The organism is Rhizobium herbae (assembly GCF_017873135.1).
GTDB classification, from domain to species: Bacteria; Pseudomonadota; Alphaproteobacteria; order Rhizobiales; family Rhizobiaceae; genus Pararhizobium; species Pararhizobium herbae.
Map to the genome: position 1 here is coordinate 100,804 of NZ_JAGGJV010000013.1, position 16,123 is coordinate 116,926.

At 57.9% G+C, this 16,123-nt stretch carries 13 protein-coding genes and 1 pseudogene; 8 read left to right on the top strand and 6 right to left on the bottom strand.

What is annotated here, in order from left to right; genetic code table 11:
* Nucleotides 1-17 precede the first annotated feature (17 nt).
* Together J2Z75_RS27695 and J2Z75_RS27700 are read left to right on the top strand one after the other, a co-directional pair.
* Nucleotides 18-491, top strand: a complete 474-nt coding sequence (locus tag J2Z75_RS27695; RefSeq protein ID WP_209857004.1) for an SRPBCC family protein — start codon at nt 18-20, stop codon at nt 489-491.
* An 84-nt stretch (nt 492-575) separates the two neighbouring features.
* Complete coding sequence (locus tag J2Z75_RS27700; protein ID WP_209857006.1) at nt 576-1,238, top strand: NAD(P)-dependent oxidoreductase; 663 nt, start codon at nt 576-578, stop codon at nt 1,236-1,238.
* A gap of 295 nt (nt 1,239-1,533) precedes the next feature.
* On the opposite strand, the gene J2Z75_RS27705 is transcribed toward J2Z75_RS27700, so the two are convergent.
* The 5 genes from J2Z75_RS27705 to J2Z75_RS27725 form a co-directional block, all read right to left on the bottom strand.
* Nucleotides 1,534-2,277 (bottom strand): hypothetical protein, encoded by a 744-nt coding sequence (locus tag J2Z75_RS27705; protein WP_209857008.1) that lies wholly within the window; start codon nt 2,275-2,277, stop codon nt 1,534-1,536.
* Nucleotides 2,267-2,584: a hypothetical protein gene (locus J2Z75_RS27710; RefSeq protein ID WP_209857010.1), complete on the bottom strand. Its 318-nt coding sequence runs from the start codon at nt 2,582-2,584 to the stop codon at nt 2,267-2,269. The genes J2Z75_RS27705 and J2Z75_RS27710 overlap by 11 nt, the downstream gene beginning before the upstream one ends.
* Nucleotides 2,585-2,697: 113 nt before the next feature.
* Entirely contained in the window at nt 2,698-3,201 is a 504-nt protein-coding gene (locus J2Z75_RS27715; RefSeq protein WP_209857012.1) for a hypothetical protein, read from the bottom strand.
* 1,138 nt (nt 3,202-4,339) lie between these two features.
* Nucleotides 4,340-4,819 (bottom strand): chemotaxis protein CheW, encoded by a 480-nt coding sequence (locus tag J2Z75_RS27720; protein ID WP_209857014.1) that lies wholly within the window; start codon nt 4,817-4,819, stop codon nt 4,340-4,342.
* Nucleotides 4,819-6,609: a methyl-accepting chemotaxis protein gene (locus J2Z75_RS27725; RefSeq protein ID WP_209857016.1), complete on the bottom strand. Its 1,791-nt coding sequence runs from the start codon at nt 6,607-6,609 to the stop codon at nt 4,819-4,821. The genes J2Z75_RS27720 and J2Z75_RS27725 overlap by 1 nt, the downstream gene beginning before the upstream one ends.
* A gap of 373 nt (nt 6,610-6,982) precedes the next feature.
* Here J2Z75_RS27725 and J2Z75_RS27730 point away from each other — a divergent pair.
* A pseudogene (locus J2Z75_RS27730) lies at nt 6,983-7,336 on the top strand (TrbI/VirB10 family protein); the annotation flags it as partial.
* Between the two features lie 441 nt (nt 7,337-7,777).
* On the opposite strand, the gene J2Z75_RS27735 reads toward J2Z75_RS27730, so the two are convergent.
* Nucleotides 7,778-9,013, bottom strand: coding sequence for an ROK family transcriptional regulator (locus J2Z75_RS27735; protein ID WP_209857018.1), 1,236 nt, complete (start codon nt 9,011-9,013; stop codon nt 7,778-7,780).
* A 236-nt stretch (nt 9,014-9,249) separates the two neighbouring features.
* Here J2Z75_RS27735 and tkt point away from each other — a divergent pair, with 236 nt between their 5' ends.
* The 5 genes from tkt (at nt 9,250) to J2Z75_RS27760 (ending at nt 16,080) form a co-directional block, all read left to right on the top strand.
* The gene (gene tkt / locus J2Z75_RS27740; protein WP_209857020.1) at nt 9,250-11,280 is read left to right on the top strand and encodes a transketolase; all 2,031 of its coding nucleotides are present in this window, start codon (nt 9,250-9,252) and stop codon (nt 11,278-11,280) included.
* Between the two features lie 4 nt (nt 11,281-11,284).
* The gene (locus J2Z75_RS27745; RefSeq protein WP_209857021.1) at nt 11,285-12,895 is read left to right on the top strand and encodes an FGGY-family carbohydrate kinase; all 1,611 of its coding nucleotides are present in this window, start codon (nt 11,285-11,287) and stop codon (nt 12,893-12,895) included.
* A gap of 256 nt (nt 12,896-13,151) precedes the next feature.
* Complete coding sequence (locus J2Z75_RS27750) at nt 13,152-14,141, top strand: substrate-binding domain-containing protein (RefSeq protein ID WP_209857023.1); 990 nt, start codon at nt 13,152-13,154, stop codon at nt 14,139-14,141.
* Nucleotides 14,142-14,275: 134 nt separating this feature from the next.
* Entirely contained in the window at nt 14,276-15,262 is a 987-nt protein-coding gene (locus J2Z75_RS27755; RefSeq protein WP_209857025.1) for an ABC transporter permease, read from the top strand.
* Entirely contained in the window at nt 15,262-16,080 is an 819-nt protein-coding gene (locus J2Z75_RS27760) for an ATP-binding cassette domain-containing protein (RefSeq protein ID WP_209857027.1), read from the top strand. Before J2Z75_RS27755 ends, J2Z75_RS27760 begins: the two co-directional genes overlap by 1 nt.
* Nucleotides 16,081-16,123: the final 43 nt, after the last annotated feature.

Consider the following 16,123-nt stretch of genomic DNA (forward strand, 5'->3'; position numbering starts at 1 on the left):
AAACAAGGAACACTGTCATGATTTACTCAACGGCTACCGTCCCGGTGAACCCGGAAGGCGAAACAAAACTCACCCGGGATCAGGTCTGGAAGGGCCTGGAACTGAAGGCGCGCGATGCTCGCCTGTTTCTCCCACCCGGTCTTTGCACCCGCTGCGACGTCGTGGAGGAAAGCGCTACCCACTTTGTGCGCGAAGCCACGATCGCTGGGTCTGACATTCGCGAGATCATCACGCTCGAACCGCAGAGCAAGGTCACCTTCTTCCAGGCCACTGGACCTCGCGAAGGGGCTATCATCAATGAACTGTTCGAGGACGAAGGCGGCGCCCTGCAGCTGAAATTCTACTGCTACATCGGCCTGCGCGGCAAGGCACCGAATGGTCCCGAGGAACTGGCGGAGCAGACGCAGTTCGACAGCGACAAGGGCTACAAGTCGGCCCTGCTGTCAACGCTGAAGCGGACCCGCGAACTGCTCGCAGAGGGCAGACTCTGATCGCCGCCAGCAACAAGCACACCAGCAACAAACCTAACAGGCGGCCTCTTGAGAGGCGCCCTGTCTTTCAAGAGGACCGAAACCATGTCCATCACTGAAACACATCTCGCCGCCGCACCGAAGATTTTGGTTCTCGGCGCCACCGGGCCGACCGGCCGCCATATCGTCAGCCAGGCTGTAAGCCGCGGCTATGACGTCACCCTGCTGGTGCGCTCGCCGGAGAAGGCCGCAGACATGAACGGAGCGAAGATCATCGCTGGAGATGCCCGCGACGAGAAGGCGCTGCGTCAGGCAGTCAAGGGGCGCGATGCCGTGATCAGCGCGCTCGGCACACCAGCGAGTCCATTTCGCGAGGTCACGCTTCTTTCGACCGCGACCCGAGCGCTTGTCGGTGCCATGAAAGCAGAGCGCGTCTCGCGTCTCGTCGCCATCACCGGTATGGGCGCTGGCGACAGTGCAGGGCACGGCGGTTTCCTCTTCGACAAGCTGATCTTCCCTCTGCTTTTGCGCAAGGTCTACGCCGACAAGAACCGGCAGGAAGCCGTCATTAAGGACAGCGGGCTCGACTGGACCATCGTCCGTCCGTCGGTTCTCAACAACAAGCCGGGGGGCAAGGCGGTCCGGACACTCACGGACCTGAGTGACTTCAATGGCGGCTCGATCTCGCGGGAAGACGTAGCGACCTTCATACTCGATCAGGTTAGCGGTGTGACCTGGCTGCGCGGATCAGCGTTGATTACCTGGTGATGCGACACTGCATTGCCGTCGCCAAGTTGAAGGCGTCTCGTCACCTCGCGAGTTTCAGCCGGCATCCGGTATGCACGCCTTTACGAGAGCGGCGACGCAGCAGAAGATGGCGAAAGTCGTGCATCGAAGTCTGTCTAATCGGCTTCAGTGACCCCAGTATGAGTCAAAACTATGCGCCGATCAACACAGGCCGCGGGATCAATCTCCGGCTAACGGAGGCTATGGCGCGAACGAGCACTGCGTGATGCTATTTGGCTAAACACCAAACGGAAAACGGGTCAAATCCTGCTGGAATTTAACAGGTGAGAGTTGTCCAGCCGTTGTGGAAATTTGCCGATGGCATACCCTCACCCATTATAAGTTCGGGGTCAGCAACCTCGGTGATGACAAGCTTTAGAACACTGCAGTCGTCGTGCTCTCCATTCGCCTCGACTTTGCGGCCATCGATCACGGCAAGCTGCTCGTGTGCTGAAAGTTCGGCCCAGAAGCCATCCGTGGAGATTAAATAGACGCTGGGCAAGCTGTCCGTTTCGAGGATTTCAGGTGTCATATGCTCACGGGAACGAAAGCTCTTGCTGAGGAGATGTCTGGCCGATATTTTCGATAGCTCGTCAATTGGAACTTCGGCAAGGACATTGGCGAGCGTGTGAGGGCGAGTTTGCCGCCGAATTCGATCGCCTGGGGCGATCTCGCCCAGAAAACAGTCGCCGGCATGGACAACGGCCGTTCGGCCTCCTGCGGCTACATGTACGATAATAAAACTGGCCGCCCCCCGAGGGAAACGGCCCTGCAAATCCGCATGGATTCCGCGCAGCTGTCTCGTGAGTACATCGGGATCCAGCGCTTCCTCTAGGCCGCAGAACCAGACGACCATCTCCCGGACGATCGCGCCCGCGTATTCGCCATTGTTCGCGCCTGCGGTAGAGCCATCGACGACTATGCCCATCACGCCGCTGGTATTTGTGCCAAGCCCTGCATGGTCACGATTGTCTGCGGTTTTGGTGCCTTTTCGGCTATACCAGTTTGCTTCAATGCGCATGGGCGCCAGCGTCTGCGCAGTGGCTTATGGCAACATAGCGCTCGCGCACGATAGCTACGCGGCCGGGCTGCCCACGCAAATTTCCCTCGAGGAAATCGTCGAAGTCGCGATGCTTGAGTAGCGCCTGGAATTGGTCAGCCATGTATGTCCTGACGTCGAGATCGGCATTCGCCAACTCCTGACCAAGTTCCTCTCTCCCATCAACCACGAGAAGTATGTCTTCGGCATCCCGGCTGGAATATGCGCTGCTCGACACATTGGCGAGACCACCGCCATGCGTGATCGCTCTGCCTGCTCGACATGACATTTGTGTTGCCCTTGCCGTTGCAATCCTGTGTGTCAAGGCGCTGGGGTGGCGACCTCCACGGCTTGAAGCCGACATTTGTGACCGACCCTGAACTTGGAACCTGAGTCAGGGACTTAGAAACCGTACATCGCGATGACGAGTGCGAAAGCGATGACGAACAAAATGCCGACAAACGTCATAGCGCTTACGATGAAGGAGGCCGCGATCGGATAGACGTTGCGCCATGCAAGCGTGGCCGCGGCGATTGCGACGATGGGCGGTGCGCCGAAGTAGACCGGGGTCAGTTTGCTGTCGCCGTAAAAGTCGAGTCCCTGTTCAAACACGGACGGCAGTGTCGAAAGCCAGCCCAGCATGATGCTGCCGGCTACTGCAAGGGTAGCGCCGCGAAGATCGCGCTGAACGGCCAGCATGAAAGCAATGACGGCGGCAACCGCCTGGAGCCCGCCCATCGTGGCCTCGGTCCATCCACCGAGTCCGGAGGCCGGGGTCGACACACCCATGAACGGGTACGCCACGGCCGAGAGACCAAAATAAACCTGCAGCACAGCCGTGAGAATCAGCAGTGGCCATGCCGCCTTTGCCGCCAAAGAATTGTTCTCATGCTTTTCGCGCGCCATTTTCCGTTCCTGAAGCTCGGATTATCTCGGCCATGCACCAGCCTGATCCCAGGCTGTTTATGAAAACGGCTCCAAGTACGGAAATGTCTGCCTGGAAGAGGTGTTTTGCAATCCCACCACGCAAACGACACGTCGGGGCGATATGCGGAAATCATTTCCGTTTTGAGGGCGCATTGCCGCCCGGCGGCATTGGCAATCGGTCGGTGGTGTCTCTGATCGCATTTCTGCTAAAGCTGGGAAGAAAATCGCCCGCGATGTCACCAACTGCCGAAGTGTGAAAGGCGCAACGGGCTGATGGGCCTCTCGTTCGTCGCGTCAGGCCACCACGGAAAGCAAAGATATACCCGTCGCCTTGTCCTGGTCACCCTGCCGGGTGGTGATATCAAGTCTGTTAACCGCACCTTCAGGCGTCTCGCCAAACGCCGTGTGGTGAGAAGTGACAATGCAAGTTCATCTAGCCGGCAGCGTCGAAGCTGACACCCATTTCATTGAGTTTGCGCCATCTGACGGTGCACCTGTAACTCCTGAGTCGGCACACACCAAGAGGAATTCATCAGGCAGACGTAAGGCATTCTCGATAAGAAGCTTGGCTCCGCCCGCTGACAGGTTGCGGATCGTGCAGTTGATCGAGGACGATCCGTTGTTAAACATGATGCGTCCGCTCTTGAGAGCCCTTGTCCTTGGTAAATCGCGTTTCTCCGTCAATTTCAGGATCTCCGGTTCCGGTTGGAGGCACTCGGTTTCGACTTCGAGCCTCGTATGTTTGACCCGTAATGTCAGAGTGTTTGGGCAAAGAAGTTCCCACCCAAGGTGACTCGCTTGTTATGGGCTATTCTATTGGTGCTTAAGCATCTCCTCTATTGCCACTAGCTCAATTGACTTGCCGAAACGATAACCTTGAATTTCGTCGCACCGGCTCTCGCTTAGGAAGGCGAGTTGTTCATACCGAGCATTCCGGCCAAGTTGTGCGTGACGCGATGGGCCAGATCGAGACTTCGTCGCGCGAGATGCGCTCCGTCACGCAAAACGCTTGTCCATAAAGCTCCCGCACTAACCGCTCACAGAGCCCATTCAACACCTGCGGCCCTCGTGTCCGCTACGGTTGCGGAGAACCCCAAGCTTTTCCTCATCGAATTCGCTAAGCCGCGTAGGCTTGTGCGTCGTCGGCTCGGAACATCCCCGCCAGATTGAGAAAGCAGATCATGCTGTTGTCATGCGTGATGATGCCGTCGGAAAAACTCCGATCAATGGAAATGCCCACGTCCGGGATTGCTTGGATCTGGCTTCCCTTGACGGACAAAATGTCGGAAACCTGATCAACCAGTAATCCCACAACCATTGTATGGATCTCCGCTACCACAATAGCACTCCGTTCGGTTGGGGTAGTCGGCGCCATTCCGAGCTTGCTCGCCAGATCGATAACCGGGATCACTACCCCGCGAAGATTCATCACGCCGAGCATTTCGCGAGGAGAGCGCGGAACCGGAGTGGAGGGCGACCACCCGCGAATCTCGCGGATAGCCTTTGTCATGACGCAGAATTCCTGGCCCTGTAACCGGAAGGCGATGATTTCTATCTGATCATTGTCGAGACCGATCAATCGCTCACTCTGCGCCATCAAAACTCCTCCCAGCTGTCGCCGCTTTTCAGTGCAGCGTTACCGTTGAACGCTTGGGCTACTTTGGCCGTCATGTGGCGAACGGGTGATGCGACGGGTCGCGACTGCTGGTTGGCGGGAGCCGGTGCGGCCCGATGGATCACGGCCGTAGTTCCGATGTTGAACTGACCAATGAGTTCAAACAATTGAGCTGCTTCTTTTGAAAGACTGTGGGCCGCCGCACTTGTTTCCTCGACCATTGCGGCATTTTGTTGCGTGCCTTGGTCGATTGTGTTGACGGCTGTGTTGATTTCCTTCAGGCCAGTTGCCTGCTCCTTGGAGGCTTCAACAATAGCGCCGACATTGCCATCCACCTGTACAACCTGCGTTACGATTTGCAGCAGCGCCTTCCCGGTGTCGCCGACCAGCACAACTCCGCTTTTTACATGCTCGTTCGATGTTTTGATCAGTTCCTTGATTTCTTTTGCCGCCTTGGCCGATCGCTGCGCAAGCTCACGAACTTCTTGTGCGACAACGGCAAAGCCTTTGCCGGCATCTCCGGCACGCGCCGCTTCCACGCCGGCGTTGAGAGCCAGGAGGTTGGTCTGGAAAGCGATCTCATCAATGACGCCGATGATGTTGGCGATCTCGCCCGCTGACTTTTCGATTTTTCCCATGGCTTCGACCGCTTGGCCGACGATGTTTCCTGAGTGCTCGGCATTTTCCTTGGTCTTGCGGACAAGCTGGCCCGCCTCTTGGGCGCGCTGACTAGAGTCAGCCACAGTTGTGGTGATTTCCTCAAGCGCGGCGGCGGTTTCCTCGACGGAAGCGGCCTGCTGTTCAGTCCGTTTGGAGAGGTCATTCGAAGCCGACTGAATCTGTTGCGACGAAGCGGCAATGGCGCCAGCGTTCTGGGTGATCGTCTGCAGTGTGGTTCGGAGCTTGGAGGAGGCCTCGTTGAAATCCTCTCGCAACTTCTCGAGCGAAGGCAGGAAAGGAGTGGCGAGGGTCTGCGTTAGGTCGCCTTCCGACAAGGCCTTGAGGGACCTTGCGAGTTGATCGACGTTGCCCACGCGCGTCGTGACATCGGTCGCGAACTTCACGACCTTGAATACCTTGCCGTTCATGTCAAAGATGGGATTGTAGGAGGCTTGGATATAGGCCTTCTTACCACCCTTGCCGACCCGCATGAACTCGTCCGCAATGAATTCACCGCCAGCAAGTCTCGTCCAGAAGCGGCGATATTCTTCGCTGTTCGTAAAGCCCGGTTCGCAGAACATCGAGTGGTGCTTGCCCTGGACCTCTGAAAGCTGATAGCCGAGTGTGTCGAGGAAGTTCTCGTTTGCGGTAAGGATGTCGCCCTTCGGCGTGAACTCGATCACCGCCTGAGCACGCGAGATCGCGTCCAGCTTACCAGCGTCCTCAGCGCTTTTCAGTTTCTGTTCTGTAATGTCGGTCGCGAATTTTACGACCTTGTAGGGCTTGCCACCGCGGAACACCGGATTGTAGGAGGCCTCGATCCAGACTTCCTTGCCGCCCTTGCCAATCCGCTTGTACTGGCGGCGGTCAAACTCCCCACGCGCGAGCTTGGCCCAGAACTCCCTGTAGTCTGCGGTTGCGGCTTCGGCCGGATCGACAAAAAGACGATGGTGCTGGCCTGCGATTTCGGACAGCTGATAACCGAGCGCCTGACAAAAGTTCTCATTCGCGGTGATGATCGTACCATCGAGTTCTAACTCGATGATCGCCTGCGACTTTCTCATCGCTTCGAGAACGGCCTTTGCGTCAGCCCCGGCGCCAAATCCTAGCATGCATTCCTCCCAAATTTCTGCTTCAACGGACAAGAGAAGTTACGGCAGAAAGCCACATGTGACCTTCATTCTTGATAGTGCAAATTCTGGGGATAAGGGGTTTATAGTATGTAAATATTCTAATAGAACGCAGTAAAGTTTGCGCATTTGCGACGTTTCTTGGAGCCAATCAAAATACCGCATATCTTTAAAAGAAATTACTCAAGATTTATGCAACCCAAGATACATATAAAATGCCTATGGAACGACAGGAAGAATTACAGCTACAGTTTAGGGAACCGAACCCGAAGGCCGAAATTCATACGACCAGGGGCTGGTGCGGCGTTTCGGTACAGTTATCCCGATTGTGGCTGCCCGCCGAATATCAATTCAAATGAGTACGAAGCTCTTTGATCGCTATGACAGCAAGGTGTCCTTTGGACAGAAACGCGTTCCCGTGGACCGACATCATCTTCCCGAACGGCTCGACTTTGCAGATCGGCGGTATGTCGGGGACGGATGCGCAAGGGTATGGCGGTTTCAACGACAAGGTCAACAATCACACTTTGAAAACTTCCAGCTCGGCGGCTGATTGCCCTGATCGGGACGGGTATCGACATGGCTGTTCCAGAAAGTTCGACGCTCGCGACCCAGGACACTGCCTCGGATGCGGCGCGGCGGAGTAGCGGATCGTACCATCCAACGGAACCTGGACGTTCAACCGATCCTCGAGATCCACCCTAGTTAAAAGTTCAATGTCCTTCTCGATCAAGACATTATTTTCCCGGTCGCTTACAATGGCTGACCGCGGGTAACAGCCGAAGCAATTCTTAGTAGGTGACGCAGGTTCGTGTTGCTTCCAGGCACCCAATCAAAGCTCTCCAGCTCGAATGCCCCTACGTAGGGCGGATACGAACTGCGCGTCTTCAAACTCTGCTTCAGCCATTGTCTGGAGTTCCCGCGGCAGGAAAGTCGCCATGCCGGAAATGACAATCCGACCACCTAGCGAGATTCCCTTTGCGAGAGCAACCGACAGGCCGCACCGTTTTCTCAAAACATTCTCCGGGACCGCAGGATCCGAGCACGCGCGTCGGAAGGTAACGCCACATCTTGCGTTTAAAAAGTCGTCATGTCCAACCGAAGTAAACCCGTCCAGCCGTTGCTCGAGTGCCTGCGGGGCGCGATTCACCTAACCAGCAATTTTCTGGCGGGGTGTTTGTTCCTGGTGACCGGCGGCAAAGCGGGTGATCAAGCCTACCACTTTTCTGGGGCTGAAGACGTCATCGAGTACAAGATGGGCGGCGCCGAACAGCGCGCTGTCTTTCTGCGGGTCAGCTAGGACAATCTGCAATTCACGCGTGGCAAGAGGCAAGCATCGCTGATAAACGAGTTCACGAATCCCCGAAAGCAGGAAGTCGCCGGCCTTGGCCAGCGTTCCACCCACAACGATCAGACTGGGATTAAGGATGCTGACCACGTCGGAGGCAACTTCGCCGATTGTCCTGCCTGCCTCACGCAGCAGCATGATCGCCTCGGGTTTCTGGTTATCGACGAGGTCGATGACATCCCTTGCGCTTTCCGCTGCGAAACCTCTTTTTGAAAGGTCGCGGGCAATCGCCCAGCCGCCCGCGCGAGCTTCCACACAGCCGAGTTTGCCGCAGCGGCAGAGCGGCGGCTCGTCGGAACTGAACTGAATATGTCCTATATCCCCGGCGGCTCCCTGCGCGCCCCGGAAAATCCTGCCGCCGGTGACAATACCGCTACCAATGCCTGTTCCCGCCTTTATGAAGAACATGTCCTCCACGTCTGGGAAATTGTGCCTATGCTCGTAGATGGTCATCAGATTCACGTCGTTTTCGACGTAGATTGGCGCCTCGTATCGAGCGCCAAGCCAAGCGATGATGTCGAACTCGTCCCAGCCGTGAAGCACCGAGGGGCCGACGACGCGGCCGCGTTTGAAATCCACCGGTGTTGGAAGGCTGAGGCTGACGCCCAGCAGGAAGCCATGACTTTCCCGTGTCTTCGCCGCCAGCGCATCGAAAGCGTTGGCGATTTGGGAAAGGGTAACCGCCGCGCCATCTGAAGCCCCGAATGGGATCGTGCTTTGCACGATGATGGCCGGCTCCATATCCATTGCCGCGAGATGAACATGCGTTTCGCCGATGTTGGCGACAAGCATGAAGCCTGCGCTTTCATTGATTGCAAGGACGCGCGTCGGCCGCCCGCCGCTGGGCAAGGTGCGTTCCGTTTCGCGGACGAGCCCTGAAGCAAGGAGCGCGTTCAGGCGCTGGGTTACGGTCACACGCGATAGCCCTGATGCATCCAAAATTGCCGAACGGGACGTGGCTGCCCTGGTAGCGATCAGCGAAAGAATGTCACCCGTATTCGTGAGGGCCGTTTCCAGCGTTTCCTCATCTTTCGCCATGCTTCAAAACTCCTTTTCTGAAACAGACTTAGCGCCAACTCTGACAGGATTAAAGAGACATTTTCCAAAGTCCAATTAATCTTTTGTACAAAATCATCCATAAAGATATTGACTTATGAACATATACGATCTTAAATGAAGCCAACCACGGAGGGCGGTTGGGACGAACGGCATTGTGGCGCCGCTGTTTCTGCAGACTTTCGTCCTCTGGGTCAGGGATGAGGCGGAAGTATTAAATGTTGCAAAATCAAGACATCACAATCAGACAGGCGGATTTGGCAAACGCCATTCGGGCCCTGTCCATGGACGCGGTGCAGAACGCCAATTCCGGGCATCCGGGCATGCCGATGGGGATGGCAGAAATCGCGGTTGCTCTTTGGCACCGGCACCTCAAGCACAATCCCGCCAATCCTGCCTGGGCGAACCGTGACCGTTTCGTGCTCAGCAACGGGCATGGATCCATGCTGATTTACAGCTTGCTGCATTTGACCGGATACGAGATTTCAATCGAGGACTTGCGCCAGTTTCGCCGGCTTCACAGCAAGACCCCTGGGCATCCGGAGCGCGGCTATACGCCAGGCGTGGAGACGACAACCGGCCCGTTGGGTCAAGGGATCGCCAATGCAGTGGGCATGGCAATCGCGGAGAAAACGCTCGCGGTTCGCTTCAATCGTCCGGAATACGATATCGTCGACCACCACACCTATGCATTCGTCGGTGACGGATGCCTCATGGAGGGCATTTCCCATGAGGCATGTTCGCTCGCCGGCACGCTCGGCCTTGGCAAGCTGATCGTCCTTTACGACGACAACGGCATTTCGATCGACGGACATGTCGAAGGGTGGTTTTCCGACGATACACCGAAGCGTTTCGAGGCCTATGGCTGGCAGGTTATTCCTGATATTGACGGACACGATATCGATGCTGTCGATCGGGCCATTGCTGAAGCAAAGGCGGATATAAGCCGTCCGACGATTATCTGCTGCAAGACGGTGATCGGCAAGGGCGCACCCACCAAAGCAGGAAGCCATGAAAGCCATGGATCTCCGCTAGGTTCAGAGGAAATCGCCCATGCGCGCCTCGAACTGAACTGGCAGCATGCGCCCTTTCACGTTCCTACTGAAATCTCGGAAGCTTGGAACGCTCGCGCTAAAGGCGAGCAGTCGCAAGCGGACTGGTCGCAGCAATTCGAAGCCTACCGCTCGGTCTATCCAAACGAGGCATCGGAGTTCGAGCGACGTATGGCAGGAAAGCTCCCGCATGATTTTGATGAGAAGGCGCGGGACTTCGTCGCCCAGACCGCAGAAAAAGCTGAGAACATAGCCACCCGCAAGGCAAGCCAGAACGCGGTTCAGACTTTCGCCGGTGTCCTTCCGGAAATCATCGGCGGCTCTGCCGATCTGGCAAGTTCGAACCTGACCTTGTGGAACGGGATCGAGCCCGTCACGGCGACGGCCGGCGGCAACTACATCTATTACGGCGTTCGCGAGTTCGGCATGGCAGCGATCATGAACGGTCTAGTCGCCCATGGCGGCGTTCGAGCTTTCGGCGGCACCTATGTCATGTTCTCCGAATATGCGCGCAACGCGATGCGAATGGCTGCGCTGATGAAGCTCGGCACGATCTACGTGCTCACGCATGATTCGATCGCGCTGGGCCAGGACGGTCCAACCCATCAGCCGATCGAACAACTCGCGACCCTGCGGCTGATGCCGAACATGGATGTGTGGCGCCCCTGCGACAGTGTCGAGACCGCCGTTGCCTGGCAAGTGGCACTCGAACAGGCGGCAACACCGACAGTGCTGGCGCTCAGCCGGCAGAACCTTTCATTTCAGCCTCGTGACAACGAGCAATTGGCATCGATCCGCAAGGGTGGATACATCTTGCGACGGGAACAAGGGCAACTCCAGGCAGTGATCATTGCCACCGGTTCGGAAGTCGGACTCGCGACCGAGGCATACGAAATCCTCGCGGAACAAGGCGTTCATGTCCGTGTCGTCTCGATGCCATCAACCTTTGCTTTCGATCGCCAGGACCGGAACTACCAGCAACAGGTCCTGCCCGAAGGCGTGCCGCGCATCTCCGTCGAGGCAGGCGTGACGGATTATTGGTGGAAATATGTTGGCCTTGAGGGAGCTTGTCTGGGCATCGATACTTTCGGCGAGTCCGCTGCGCCCGACGTGCTATTCGAGCACTTCAAGCTGACCACCGCATCCGTCGTGAATGCGGTCAGAGAGCTGACTGCTCATGGGGCCGGGGAGCAATAGCGCCATGACCAGCTCCTACATCATCGGGTTGGACTACGGTTCTGAATCCGCCCGCGGCGTCTTGATTGACGTCGTCACCAGCGAACCGGTCGCCAGTCATACCCACAACTACCGCAACGGCATCATGACCCGTGCACTTCCCGATGGCACGCCTTTGGCCCGGGCCTGGGCCTTGCAGAATGCGGCGGACTATACGGAAGCTGCCGAGGATATCCTGGCGACACTCGGTCGCGGGAAAACCGTCCTGTCGATCGGCGTCGGCTTTACCGCGAGCTCCCCGATGCCCGCTACTCAGAATGGTGTTGCGCTGTCGCAGCTCCATCCGGGCGATCCGCATGCTTACGTGAAGCTCTGGAAACATGGCGCCGCTCAACCCTATGCGGACACCATCAACAGCAGGGGCGGCCTCTTCCTCGACAATTTCGGTGGCAAACTTTCAGGAGAATGGCTTTTGGCAAAGGCGGCCCAGATCGCCGACGAGGCGCCTGCCACCTGGGATAAGACAGATCGATTCATCGAGGCCGGCGATTGGCTCGTTTGGCAACTGACCGGCAACGAAGCCCGCAGCCTCGGTTTCGCAGCTTACAAAGCGCAGCATTCCGAAGTTAGCGGTTATCCGCAGGGTATCGTGCCCGGCCTCTCCCAAAAGCTGTCGCCCCCGCTCCGTGTCGGCTCGGCCGCGGGCCAGCTGTCGAATGCATGGCGCGAGCGCACCGGCATCGAGGGCGACGCGATCGTTGCTGTCGCGGTGATTGATTCCCACGTTGTTCTGCCGGCGATCGACGCTGTGTCCAGCGGCTGTCTGGTCGGCGCCCTTGGCACCTCGGCCGCCTATCTGTTCCTGAACGAGAATTTTCGTCCACTACCGCCCGGCATAGAGGGCGTGGCAAGAGACGGGTCGGTCCGGGACCTTTGGTGCTATGAAGCGGGGCAGGCGAGTTTCGGCGATACGCTCGCCTGGTTTATCAAAGCCTTTCCGAGGGGCGACACGCCTGCTGAGAGCTTTCGCCTCTACAACAACGAGGCGGCCAACATTGAACCCGGCGCCAATCACCTGGTCGCCGTAGACTGGTGGAACGGAAACCGTGTTCCGCTCGCGGATTCGGGTCTCAGCGGTCTTCTGCTCGGCCTGACAATGGAGACGACCGCAGTCGGCATATACAGGGCACTGGTGGAGTCCCTGTGTTACGGGGCCAAGACGGTGGTCGATCTCTTCGAGGCCGGAGATTTCACCATCCACCGCATCCTGATGACAAGCGGCCTGGCGCAGAATAACCCGCTTCTTGTGCAGATCATGGCTGACGTGATGGAGCGCACCATCGAGGTGCCGGAGATCGCCAATCCGACCGCAGTCGGTGCCGCCATTCATGGCGCGGTCGCTGCCGGACTGGTTCTGAGCTACCCAGATGGCGCTGCCCGCTTCGGCGCCCGCACGTTCAAACCCTATAGGCCGCGTATGGAGAATGCCGCCGTCTATCGTGCTCTTTATAGAACCTACCGGGATCTGTGCGCCAGCGACGCCATGCGCGACGCCATGCATAGCCTCACTGAAATCGCAACGGCGCCTGCGGTACGAGCCGAGCCCACTGCGGCTGAAGGAAGACCAGTGGCGTGACGCGCAAGGAAGAAAATGCAGGACGGGCGGAAGCGCGATCAACATTGCTGCAGGAAACACTCAAGCCAATCTACGTGGATTGGCATACTGCCGATGCAGGGTGAAGACGTGAAATACAATATGTATAAAAATATACATTAATACAGATATTATGTTTGACTTTATGCAAAAGTAATATCAAAATCAGCCGTGCCTTGGAGGATTAAGGCATAAAACGTTCGCCAACTGTGACAACCATCTCTGGGAGGGGTAGAAAATGACTACAATTAAGCTGCTGAAATCAGCGTCCTTCGGTCTTGCCGCCTGCGCCGTATCGTTCGCTTTCACAGGCCAGGCGTCTGCGGAAGACGTCATCGTCGGCCTCGTCACCAAGACGGAGGTCAACCCGTTCTTCGTGAAGATGCGCCAGGCGGCCGAAGCCCAGGCCAAGGAGAAGGGTGCCAAACTGATCGCGCGCGCCGGCAAGTTCGACGGAGACAACGAGGGGCAGGTCGCTGCGATCGAGGATTTGATCAGCGCCGGTGCCAAAGGCATTCTACTCACGCCGAACAATTCGAGCGGCATGTTGAACATTATCAAGAAGGCCCGCGACGCTGGCGTTCTTGTCATCGCACTCGACACTGCAACGGATCCCGCGGACGCAGTTGACGCAACCTTCGCGACTGACAATTTCGAGGCTGGGGTCCAGCAGGGCGCCTATGCCCGCAAGGCGCTGGGCGACAAGACACCGATCGTCGCCATGCTTGATGGCACGCCCGGCGGCACGGTCGACACCTTCCGGCACGATGGTTATCTGAAGGGCTTCGGCATTGCAGAGGGCGATCCGGCGATCGCAGGTGCCGCCATCACCAACGGCGCGCAGGACAAGGGCCAGATCGGCATGGAGAATCTGCTTTCCAAGAATGGCGACATCAACGCGGTCTACACGATCAATGAACCGGCCGCGGCCGGCGCCTATGCCGCGTTGAAATCCTTCGGCAAGGAGGCCGACGTCATGCTGACCTCCATCGATGGTGGCTGCGCCGGAGTGCGGGACGTCAAGGATGGCAAGATCGCAGCGACTGTTATGCAGTTCCCCTACAAGATGGCGGCGATGGGCGTCGATGCGGTGGTTGAATACGCCGCGACCGGCAAGAAACCGAGCGGTTTCGTCAACACCGGCTCCTTCCTGATCACCGACAAGCCGGTGGACGGGATCGAATCCAAGGATACAGCCTGGGGTCTGAAGAATTGCTGGGGTGACTGACAGAGTTCTCCCGGCGGGGGCCATTTCGGAATTCGCAGCGCTGCCTGACCATCATGCAACGCAGCTTCGGAATGGCCCCGGTCGGGCGCCGGTGTCGCCACGGCTGTTACCCTCAAATACTTTGTGAGTCTCAAATGAGCGCAGTTCCCGTTTCGCCGCCCGAAAAGACGTCCGGGGTCATGGCGAAGATCATCGGCGTGCCATCCGCCGGCCCCTTGTTGGTATTGCTGGCATTCGGCCTGATTTTCGCGATCACCAACCCGCGATTTCTTGCCACCCACAACCTTTCGATTATCCTGCAGCAAACGGTGATCATCGGAACCTTGGCCATCGGGCAGACCCTCGTCATTCTGACTGCCGGAATCGACCTGGCAGTGGGAGCGATCTGCGTTCTCGGCACGATCATCGCCGGAAAGCTCGTGACGAGCGGCTACGATCCCGCGCTTTCCATGGCTTTTTCTGTCCTTGTCTGCACTGCGGCGGGATTTGCCGCCGGTGGCCTTATCAGCGGGTTACGGCTGCCGCCGTTCATCGTCACGCTCGGTATTCTCGGAATTCTAACTGCTGCGTTGCGGCTGATCTCCGCCGGCGGTGCCTTTCCGGTACGCGACGAATTTCTCGGATGGACCGGAAACACGCTTCGTCTCGGCGGATTCATCGTGACATACGGCGTTCTTTTGATGTTCGTTCTGTATGCACTCGTCTGGTACCTCCTTAACGAAACCAAATGGGGGCGACACGTCTACGCCATCGGCAACAGCCCCGAAGCGGCAAGGCTCGTTGGCATTCCCGTGCGCCGCCATCTTCTGTCGGTCTATCTCCTCGCGGGCTTTATCTACGGCATAGGAGCCTGGCTGGCGCTCGGGCGTATTCCGAACGCTGACCCAAATGCACTTCAAACCGCAAACCTCGATTCCATCACGGCGGTGGTAATCGGTGGGACCAGCCTCTTTGGCGGACGTGGCGGACTGATCGGGACCTTGATCGGGGCCCTCATCGTTGGCGTCCTTCGCAATGGACTGACGTTGGCCGGCATCGATCCGCTCTGGCAGGATCTCGTCACCGGCATCCTTGTCATCGTCGCGGTCGCGCTCGACCAGCTTTCGCGAAGGAAAGGCTGATGAAGACTCCAGCTCCCTTACAGCCCATCCCTTCGGATTCAGCCGGCATTGTACTTGAAGCCCGTAACGTGGTTAAGCGCTATGGCCATATGACCGCGCTCGACGGCGTCGATTTCGAACTCAGGGCGGGCGAAATCCTGGCCGTCGTCGGCGATAACGGCGCGGGCAAAAGTACCCTCATCAAGGCCCTAACGGGTGCCGTTCATCCCGACGGCGGCGAGATCCTGCTCGATGGCGAGCCCGTGCACTTCAAGGGGCCGCTCGATGCGCGGCACCGCGGCATAGAGACTGTCTATCAGGACCTTGCGGTCGCCCCGGCGCTCGATATTGCCAGCAATCTCTTCCTCGGACGAGAACTGCGCCGGCCCGGTATCATGGGCAGTGTCTTCCGCCGTCTCGACAAGAAGCGCATGCGCCAAGAGGCAGAGCGTAGCATGGCGGAACTGAAATTCCGCCTGCCGTCGATCACCAACGCGGTTGAGGCCCTGTCGGGCGGCCAACGTCAAGGCGTCGCCGTTGCCCGTGCCGCCCTGTTTGCCAGGAAACTGGTGATTATGGATGAGCCGACCGCAGCGCTCGGCGTTCGCGAGACAGGCCAGGTTCTCGAACTGATCCGGGCCATCCGCGACCGGGGACTGCCGGTGGTACTGATCAGCCACAACATGCCCAACGTTTTCGAACTCGCCGATCGCATCCACATCATGCGGCTTGGCCGTCGCGCCGCCGTTGTCAGTCCGAAAACGCATTCGATGGGCGATGTGGTCGCCATAATGACCGGAGCGACAAGGGTCGAGGAGGCGCGCGACCCGGGTGTCTAATCATTGATCGGACGGAAATAACCGGACGGAGATCGCCTCCTCC

What these genes read in the sequence shown, in the direction of transcription:
- J2Z75_RS27760 (WP_209857027.1), top strand. Translation starts at nt 15,262, where the DNA reads ATGAAGACTCCAGCTCCCTTACAGCCCATCCCTTCGGATTCAGCCGGC.
- J2Z75_RS27710 (WP_209857010.1), bottom strand. Translation starts at nt 2,584, where the DNA reads ATGTCATGTCGAGCAGGCAGAGCGATCACGCATGGCGGTGGTCTCGCC.
- J2Z75_RS27720 (WP_209857014.1), bottom strand. Translation starts at nt 4,819, where the DNA reads ATGGCGCAGAGTGAGCGATTGATCGGTCTCGACAATGATCAGATAGAA.
- J2Z75_RS27755 (WP_209857025.1), top strand. Translation starts at nt 14,276, where the DNA reads ATGAGCGCAGTTCCCGTTTCGCCGCCCGAAAAGACGTCCGGGGTCATG.
- J2Z75_RS27735 (WP_209857018.1), bottom strand. Translation starts at nt 9,013, where the DNA reads ATGGCGAAAGATGAGGAAACGCTGGAAACGGCCCTCACGAATACGGGT.
- J2Z75_RS27695 (WP_209857004.1), top strand. Translation starts at nt 18, where the DNA reads ATGATTTACTCAACGGCTACCGTCCCGGTGAACCCGGAAGGCGAAACA.
- J2Z75_RS27745 (WP_209857021.1), top strand. Translation starts at nt 11,285, where the DNA reads ATGACCAGCTCCTACATCATCGGGTTGGACTACGGTTCTGAATCCGCC.
- tkt (WP_209857020.1), top strand. Translation starts at nt 9,250, where the DNA reads ATGTTGCAAAATCAAGACATCACAATCAGACAGGCGGATTTGGCAAAC.
- J2Z75_RS27700 (WP_209857006.1), top strand. Translation starts at nt 576, where the DNA reads ATGTCCATCACTGAAACACATCTCGCCGCCGCACCGAAGATTTTGGTT.
- J2Z75_RS27715 (WP_209857012.1), bottom strand. Translation starts at nt 3,201, where the DNA reads ATGGCGCGCGAAAAGCATGAGAACAATTCTTTGGCGGCAAAGGCGGCA.
- J2Z75_RS27705 (WP_209857008.1), bottom strand. Translation starts at nt 2,277, where the DNA reads ATGCGCATTGAAGCAAACTGGTATAGCCGAAAAGGCACCAAAACCGCA.
- J2Z75_RS27750 (WP_209857023.1), top strand. Translation starts at nt 13,152, where the DNA reads ATGACTACAATTAAGCTGCTGAAATCAGCGTCCTTCGGTCTTGCCGCC.
- J2Z75_RS27725 (WP_209857016.1), bottom strand. Translation starts at nt 6,609, where the DNA reads ATGCTAGGATTTGGCGCCGGGGCTGACGCAAAGGCCGTTCTCGAAGCG.